Raw genomic sequence first — 7,686 nt, 5'->3', positions numbered from 1 at the left:
GCAGTCGCTCGACCTCACCACCCCCTTCCCAACCTTCCCCCTGGCAGGGGGAAGGAGCTCTACGGTGGGTGGCTTTAGTTTCACTGACAAAAATTCACACGGAAGAGCTTCATTCCTTACTCCCCGTTATACCTCCCCAAAAACCGCCGATCGATCGCCTGCTTCCACCGCCAGGCCCAGCCACCCTCCGCCGATAATCCCCCGCGCACCGCGACCGCGTGCTCGTCCCCGGTGCCGATCAGCACCAGGTAACGGCGTTGCGGCCGATAGGCTTTCAGCCACGCGCCATCGATTGCCGCCCGCAGGTTGCGCGACAGCACCGGCCCCATCCGCACCGCGAACACGCCGGCTTTCGGCAAGGGTTTGCACCACCCGGCGCAATCGCCGGCAGCGAATACATTTGGATGCGATGTGGACTGCAGGTATGCATCCACCCGGATGAAGCCGCGCTCGTCCACCTGCAAACCCGATTGCCGAGGCCATCGGTATGCCTGCGCGCCGGTGGCCCACAATGCGGCGTCGGCCGGTATCGTCCTGCCGTCCTCACCGACGATGTGCGTGCCGTCGACATGGTCCGCTGAAAAGCCGTGCAGAACCTCGATGCCGCGCCGTGCCAGATGCCCGGCAAGCCGCCGCACCGCGCCCTCCGCCATGCCCGGCAGCAGCTCGTTTCCCTGCGTCGCCAGCGTGAATTGAAACTTGACCTGGGGAGCGAGTCCGGTAAAGCGCCGATGCATCGCCAGCATGCTCTCCACGCCGGCCGCGCCGCCACCCACTACCGCTACCCGATAGGCGGTGTCCGGCGGCAGCGTGCGGATCTCGTCGAGCAGCGCATCCCATCGCATTTGCAACGCCGACAGCGGACGCACCGGCAGCAGCGCCATGCGCTCCGCCTTCGGCGGCGTCAGCGTCGCGCCGATATCGATCGAGAGCCAGTCATAGGGGATGCATTCGCCATCCGACAGCAGCAGCACCCGCTGCGCCGGATCGAGTGCGACCACCGCGTTCGGGCGCAACGCGGCCTCGGCGCGCCGGCACAGCGACACGAAATCAATGCAGCATTCCTCCCAGGCGTAATGTCCGGCGAGCCATCCCGGCACCATGCCGGAGTACGGCGCCAGCGCCACCGGCGAGACCAGCACGATTTCGACATCGGGCACCGGACGGCGGGCGAAATCGAGCAGCACGCGCGCATGCGCATGTCCGGCGCCGACCAGCACCAGCCGCCTCATCGGCCGCTTCCTTCCGGCAGGAACTGCAGGTCGCCGTACCAGGCCACCGCGCTTTCGCCGGTGTTGTCGGTATCGGTTGCCAGCGCCACGGCGATCACCTCCGGCGCGTCCTCGCCGAAGGCGGCTCGGAAGTCCGCACGCAGGTCGCGGGTTTCGGTGACCCAGCGGCCTGCCTTGTCGGCGCCGCTCTCCACCACGATCATGCGGGCGCGGTCGGTATAGGGATTGGGCTGGATGGTGCCGACCGGCTGGCGGTTGTCCCAGATGTAGTTCAGCGCGGCGGTGGGGATCTTTTGTCCGTAGAGCGCTTCACCGAGCTTCAACTTGGCACGCGTGCCGAACGGCAGCTTCTCCAGCGGGTAATCGAACATCACGTACACCCGCGCCGCATAGTCGTCGCCGGCCTTCTCCCGCATGTCCGCGCCTTTTAGCGGGGCGGCGACTTTCCAGCGCCAGCGCAGCAGGGGCGTCTTGCGCAGGTCGACCCGCACCGCATGGACCAGTCCGGACATCGATGCCTGCGCATCCGCCTTCAACACCGTCCGGCCGTCTTCCTTCACCAGGGTATAGCGGGTATCGGGCGCGTTCGGAGCGGGCCGCAACGGCTGCCAGCCTTCTATCGACCCGCCCGGCGGCATGGCGGAAAAAGCAGGTACATCGACCGCACTGGCCGTCTTCATGACAAAGCCGAGGCAGAGAAGCATGACCGCCGCCGCATGCAGGATCTTCATGCCAGCCACTCCGCCGGAACATGCTTGAGATCGTCAGGGATATCGACGTCGGCGACTGGTTCCAGTTCCGCCACGTCGATGCCGAGCTGGACGATGCGCTCGCGCGTCCGCTGCATGACGCCGGCGGTGCTCCATGGAATGTCGTCGAACAGTGAAAGCATCGGCTCGTTCATGCCGACCAGCACGTATCCGCCGTCGGTTGCCGGCACGAATACCGCCGGGTTCGTGAGCAATGCATCGGCTGCCCGGCGGAGTTGGCCGATACCCAGGGCCGGTGCGTCGGTGCCGATCAGCAGCGCGCACGGGTGGCGCAGCAACGCACGTTCTAGGGCGCGGTACATGCGTTCGCCGAGATCGCCGCCGCCTTGCATGGTGAGACTGATATCGTATTGCGCGGCGGCGTGGCGGAATTCGCGGTGAGTGGTGTCGGGGGCGCAGCAGAGTTCGACCGGGCCGACCCGTGCGGCGATGGCGCGGTGGAGGGTGTCGTGGAGCATGTGGGTGGCGAGGCGGGCTGCGGCCTGGTCGCCTATTGTTTGGGCGAGGCGGGTTTTGACTTGGCCGGGGATGGGGGCTTTGGCGAAGATGATGAGGGCGCAGTTTTGTGGGGTCATTTTAAAGTGGCGATCATTCTCAGCTTCTTCATCTCAGTGGACGTCCTATCAGCAACTTCAAATTCTTGGTGGTCACCCAACCGGCAATGCAATTTAATCCTTGTCATTCCCGCGAAGGGTTTTGCAGGGAATTCGGACAGCATGCTGTCCGCCTGCGAAACGGTACTGGCTTGCAAGCCAGTACGCGCCCTGCAAGGGGGAATCCAGAGCTACGGAGTGTCTCCGGTAGTGCAACGCCGGCAGTTCTCCGAAGAGACTAGCCGGGACTGGCCCCGGCGGGCCACCTTCTTTTTTGCTTCGCCAAAAAAGAAGGCAAAAAAGGCGACCGCGAGGACGCTGCCCCTTCGGGGGCCCCGAAAAAGAGGGTGCCAAAGCGGGAAGCGAAATAAACTCGCCTGCGGCTCAGACAAATTTCGCTTCTTTATCCGCTTCGGCACCTTCTTATTCGGCACCCTCCAAGCGGATTCACCCCCACAGCCTCTATGGCGCGACCTTAACTTGCTCGCATCACCTGTACGCCTTCGCCAACCTCTCCGCCGGCGTTCCCATCCAGTACAGCAGCCGCAGCCGCCACATCAATACAATCGTTCGCCAGATACCATACTTTTCCCATCGCCTGCCCGATGTGGTTACCTTCTCACGCAGGCATAGCGGCTTCGTTCGCGACTTCAATAGCCTGGACAGTTCGATATCTTCCATCAGCGGTTGTTCGGGGAACCCGCCGACCGCATCGAACACATCGCGCCTTACAAAGATCGCCTGGTCGCCTGTCGCTATGCCAGTGATGCGGGAGCGGAGGTTCATCAGCGCCGCGATCAGGACGAACATCCGCGAGCGGCCGTCGATGCGTACGTCGAATCGCCCCCATGCGTGCGCCGGCGATGCGAGGCCCTCCCGCACGTCTTGCATCGCGTTCAGCGCATTGCCGGGCAGCTTCGTGTCGGCATGCAGGAACAGCAGGATGTCGCCTTTCGCGAGTGCGGCGCCGGCATTCATCTGCCGCGCCCGCCCGCGATGCGCATGCACCAGCCTGTCTGCCAGCGGCGCCGCCAGCTTGGCCGTGTCGTCATTGCTGCCACCGTCCACGACGATCAGTTCCACATCGCCGGCCCGCAATGCCTGCAGCGGCACCAGCGAGGCGACGATCTGCTCTGCTTCATTCAGTACGGGCAGGATGATCGACAGCATCGGCCTTCCTTCGTCAGCCCAGCCGCCAGGCATGGTAGCGGCCGACCCATTGCAGCAGCCTTTGCGGCGCATGGGCGCGCTTCCATTCGCCGGCGACGTACTTGTTTGCTTCCGCCATCGTCGGATAGGTATGGATGGTGCCGAGTATCTTGTTCAGGCCGATGCCATGCTTCATCGCCAGCACATACTCGGCCAGCAGTTCGCCGGCGTGCTCGCCGACGATGCAGGCACCGAGGATGCGGTCCTTGCCGGGGACCGTCAGTACCTTGATGAAGCCGGATGCGGCTTCGTCGGCGATGGCGCGGTCGAGTTCAGCGATATTGAATCGCGCCACTTCATAGGCGATGCCCTGCTCCTTCGCCTCCTGCTCCGACAATCCGACACGCGCGACTTCCGGGGCGGTGAAGGTGCACCATGGGATCACGCTGTAGTCGGCGCGGAAACGCTTGAACTGGCCGAAGAGTGCATTGACGGCGGCGAACCATGCCTGGTGCGCGGCGGTGTGGGTGAACTGGTAGGGACCGGCGACGTCGCCGCAGGCATAAATGTTCGGATACAGGGTTTGCAGGTAAGCGTCGGTGTCGATGGTCTTGCGCGGGGTGAGCGGCATGCCGAGTTCTTCGAGGCCATAGCCTTCGGTGCGCGCGATGCGGCCGACGGCGCAGAGGAGCAGGTCGAATTCAATCGCGACTTCCTTGCCGCTGCCGTTCTGCTGTACGAACAGGCGCTTGATGCCGCCGCTGTTTTCGCAGCGCACGGCCTTGAAGCCGGTCATCACGTTGACGCCATCGCTCTCCAGTGCCGCCGTGACCAGTGCGGCCGCGTCCTCATCCTCGCGGCCCATCAGGCGCGGCGCCATTTCCACCTGCGTCACCGCACTGCCGAAACGGGCGAAGGCCTGCGCGAGTTCGCAGCCGATCGGTCCGCCGCCGAGCACCACCATCCGCTTCGGCAATTCCTGTAACGACCACAGCGAATCCGAGGTCAGGTAACCCACATCGTCGATGCCGGGAATCGGCGGCACCAGCGGACGGGCGCCTGCGGCGATGACGATGCTGCGGGTCGTCAGGCGACGCCCGCCGACCTCCACTTCCCAGGGCGACACGATCTTCGCCTTGCCCTGCACCACATCGACGCCCAATCCGGTATAGCGCTCGACGGAGTCGTGCGGCTCGATATCGCCGATCACCCGATGGATGCGCGCCATCACATCAGCGAAATTAAAGTTGACGTTGGCTTCGGCAATGCCGAGTGATGCCGATTCGCGCGCCTGCTGGACGAACTTCGCCGAGCGGATCAGCGCCTTGGAAGGCACGCAGCCGAAGTTCAGGCAATCGCCGCCCATCTTGTGTCCTTCGATCAGGGTGACCTTTGCCTTGACCGTTGCGGCGATGTAGGAGGTCACCAGGCCCGCGGCGCCTGCGCCAATGACGACCAGGTTGCGGTCGAAGCGCGCCGGCTTTTTCCACTTCGCATAGACCCGCCGCGCCGTGTACATATGCAGCGCCTTGCGGGCAACCAGCGGAAAGATGCCGAGCAGGATGAAGGAACCGATCACCGCCGGCGAGGCGATGCCGCGCAGGCTGTCGATTTGCGCCAGCTGGGTGCCGGCATTCACATACACCAGCGTGCCCGCCAGCATGCCGACCTGGCTGACCCAGTAGAAGGTCCTGGTGCGGATCTTCGTCAGGCCCATCAGCAGGTTGACGAGGAAGAACGGGAACAGCGGCACCAGGCGCAGCGTGAACAGGTAGAACGGTCCGTCGCGGGCGATGCCGTCGTCGATCGGCGCGAGCCGCTTGCCGAACCGGGCGCGTACCCAGTCCTGAAGCAGGTAGCGCGACATGAGGAAGGCGAGCGTGGCGCCGATCGCGGAAGCGAAGGACACCAGCAGCGTGCCGACCGCGAGGCCGAACAGCGCGCCGCCGGCCAGCGTGATGATGGTGGCGCCGGGCAGGGACAGCGCGGTGGCGGCGATGTAGATGGCGACGTAGATCAGCATCGCCTGCGCGGGATGCGCCTGGTAATAAGACTGGAAGGATTGCTGGCTGGACTTGAGGAAGTCGAGGCTGAGGTAGCGGCCGAGGTCGAAGAAGACGAACGCGGCGACGGCGGCGATGACGGCGAGGAGGATGAGGAGCTTGGTGCGGTTCATTTTTTGGGGTTGTTGGTTGAACTCGGTTGTGAATCTAAAGAATGTCCGTCGGCAGGTTTCGGTAGACGCATTTACTGTAAGGCTCCTTCCCCCTACGAGGGGGAAGGAGCTGGTTCGCTTACAACCTTTCCACGTCGCCGCTTGCATGCGGCTCCGATTCGCGCGGCACGAAGCCGTGCTTCGTGAAATCCCGCGCTCATCCCCTACGAGGGGGAAGGAGCTGGTTCGCTTACAACCTTTCCACGTCGCCGCTCATAGGCGGCTTCGATTTGCGCGGCACAAAGCAATGCTTTGTGAAACCCCGCGCTCATCCACGTCGCCGCTTGCATGCGGCTCCGATTCAGCCGGCGCAATGCATGCATTACGAAACCCCGGCTTCATCCCAGCTTCATCCATCAAGCCGCCAACGCCCCTCCGCAACTACTCCCCTGCCCCGCCGTACATCCATAGCAATGATCCGCAATCGCAATCGGCTCCCCGTCAACCTCCCGCCCGAGCAGATCCCGCAGATGCGGCCTGCCGGTCCGATTCAATCGCGCCGGCATCGCCAGCATCTGGTTGAAATCGCAGTCGTACAAATGCCCTTGCCAGTCCACGCTCACCAGCGTGCGGCACATCACGCCATCGAGGTTGGCGCTGCTGTAGTTGTGCTTCAGCAGATGCATGTAATCGGCAAACTGGCCCTTTGAAATCAGCATGCTGCCGAAACGCTGGATCGGCATGTTCGCCAGCACATACAGGCGGGTGAATTCGATGCCGAAATGCTGCATCAGCTCGCGCTTGTAATCCGCTTCCAGTCCCTGCTGGTTTGGCGGCAGCGACGGACCCTGCGGGTTGTATACCAGGCTGAGCGCGGGACCGCCGTCGCGCCCGTAGCCGAGCGAATTGAGCAGCCGCAGCCCGGCGATGCTCTTGTCGAAGACGCCATCGCCGCGCTGCTGGTCGACGTTTTTCTGCGAATAGCACGGCAGGGAGGCAGTGATTTCCACTTCGTGCCGTGCCAGGAATTCGGCTATGTCCTCGTAGCCCGGCTCGAAAAGAATGGTGAGATTGCAGCGGTCGATCACATGCACGCCGAGCGCCCTCGCCTCCTGCACCAGGTAGCGGAAATGGACGTTCATCTCCGGCGCGCCGCCGGTCATGTCCAGCGTGGACAATTTCCGGTCCCGCAGCACCTGCAAAACAAGATCGACGGTTTCCCGGTCCATCATTTCCTTGCGGTTCGGTCCGGCATTGACGTGGCAGTGCTGGCAGGTCTGGTTGCATTTGTAGCCGAGGTTGACCTGCAAAGTATCGAGCGTTTTGCGCCGGATGGCGGGGAAGTCGGTTTTTTTCAGCAGAGGGTAAGTGGCATGCATCGGGGAATCTCCGGAGCGGGTTCAGCGTTTGAGCACGGCGAGCCAGGCGAGTTGCTCGCTGTCGAGCGCGCTCTCCGGCGTCAGCATGGCATGGGCGAGCGCGGTGCGGATCTCCGGCTCCTCCGGCGGCCTGTCGTCATTGAGCAGGGCGATCAGCAGGTCGCGGACTTTCTCCAGGCTCTGCCGGTACAACGTGAAAATGGAACTGACGCTCACATGCTGGGCCGGGTCTTCCATCCAACAGTCGTAGTCGGTCGCGATGCCGATCGTGGCATAACAGATCTGCGCCTCGCGGGCGAGGAAGGCTTCCGGCACATTGGTCATGCCGACGAGATCGCAGCCGGCCTGCCGCAGGAAATGGCTTTCGGCGCGGGTGCCGAGCCGCGGGCCTTCGACACAGGCATAGGT

Annotated in this window: 7 protein-coding genes; all 7 read right to left on the bottom strand. The window is 63.7% G+C overall.

Translation table 11 applies throughout. The features are described 5' to 3' along the window. Positions 1–116 precede the first annotated feature (116 nt). Positions 117–1,232 carry an FAD-dependent oxidoreductase gene (locus V7080_RS21585; RefSeq protein WP_334190447.1) on the bottom strand — a complete coding sequence of 372 codons (1,116 nt, stop codon included), beginning with the start codon at positions 1,230–1,232 and terminating at the stop codon, positions 117–119. Next, positions 1,229–1,963 carry a DUF3047 domain-containing protein gene (locus tag V7080_RS21580; RefSeq protein ID WP_334190446.1) on the bottom strand — a complete coding sequence of 245 codons (735 nt, stop codon included), beginning with the start codon at positions 1,961–1,963 and terminating at the stop codon, positions 1,229–1,231. The genes V7080_RS21585 and V7080_RS21580 overlap by 4 nt, the downstream gene beginning before the upstream one ends. Then, positions 1,960–2,577 (bottom strand): TIGR04282 family arsenosugar biosynthesis glycosyltransferase, encoded by a 618-nt coding sequence (locus tag V7080_RS21575; RefSeq protein WP_334190445.1) that lies wholly within the window; start codon positions 2,575–2,577, stop codon positions 1,960–1,962. Before V7080_RS21575 ends, V7080_RS21580 begins: the two co-directional genes overlap by 4 nt. Before the next feature lie 507 nt (positions 2,578–3,084). Continuing rightward, entirely contained in the window at positions 3,085–3,765 is a 681-nt protein-coding gene (locus V7080_RS21570) for a TIGR04283 family arsenosugar biosynthesis glycosyltransferase (protein ID WP_334190444.1), read from the bottom strand. A 13-nt stretch (positions 3,766–3,778) separates the two neighbouring features. After that, the gene (locus V7080_RS21565; RefSeq protein WP_334190443.1) at positions 3,779–5,920 is read right to left on the bottom strand and encodes an FAD-dependent oxidoreductase; all 2,142 of its coding nucleotides are present in this window, start codon (positions 5,918–5,920) and stop codon (positions 3,779–3,781) included. Positions 5,921–6,315: 395 nt separating this feature from the next. Further along, complete coding sequence (gene arsS / locus V7080_RS21560; protein ID WP_334190442.1) at positions 6,316–7,278, bottom strand: arsenosugar biosynthesis radical SAM (seleno)protein ArsS; 963 nt, start codon at positions 7,276–7,278, stop codon at positions 6,316–6,318. 21 nt (positions 7,279–7,299) lie between these two features. Further along, the coding region (locus tag V7080_RS21555) for a phosphorylase family protein (RefSeq protein ID WP_442947269.1) at positions 7,300–7,686 on the bottom strand (387 nt) is incomplete at its 5' end.

It is taken from the genome of Noviherbaspirillum sp. (genome assembly GCF_036846085.1).
In the GTDB taxonomy this organism is placed as follows: domain Bacteria; phylum Pseudomonadota; class Gammaproteobacteria; order Burkholderiales; family Burkholderiaceae_D; genus Noviherbaspirillum.
Note: the sequence above shows the minus strand (reverse complement) of the source record. Positions and strands in the feature narration are given on the sequence as shown.

What these genes read in the sequence shown, in the direction of transcription:
- V7080_RS21585 (WP_334190447.1), bottom strand. Translation starts at nt 1,232, where the DNA reads ATGAGGCGGCTGGTGCTGGTCGGCGCCGGACATGCGCATGCGCGCGTG.
- V7080_RS21580 (WP_334190446.1), bottom strand. Translation starts at nt 1,963, where the DNA reads ATGAAGATCCTGCATGCGGCGGCGGTCATGCTTCTCTGCCTCGGCTTT.
- V7080_RS21575 (WP_334190445.1), bottom strand. Translation starts at nt 2,577, where the DNA reads ATGACCCCACAAAACTGCGCCCTCATCATCTTCGCCAAAGCCCCCATC.
- V7080_RS21570 (WP_334190444.1), bottom strand. Translation starts at nt 3,765, where the DNA reads ATGCTGTCGATCATCCTGCCCGTACTGAATGAAGCAGAGCAGATCGTC.
- V7080_RS21565 (WP_334190443.1), bottom strand. Translation starts at nt 5,920, where the DNA reads ATGAACCGCACCAAGCTCCTCATCCTCCTCGCCGTCATCGCCGCCGTC.
- arsS (WP_334190442.1), bottom strand. Translation starts at nt 7,278, where the DNA reads ATGCATGCCACTTACCCTCTGCTGAAAAAAACCGACTTCCCCGCCATC.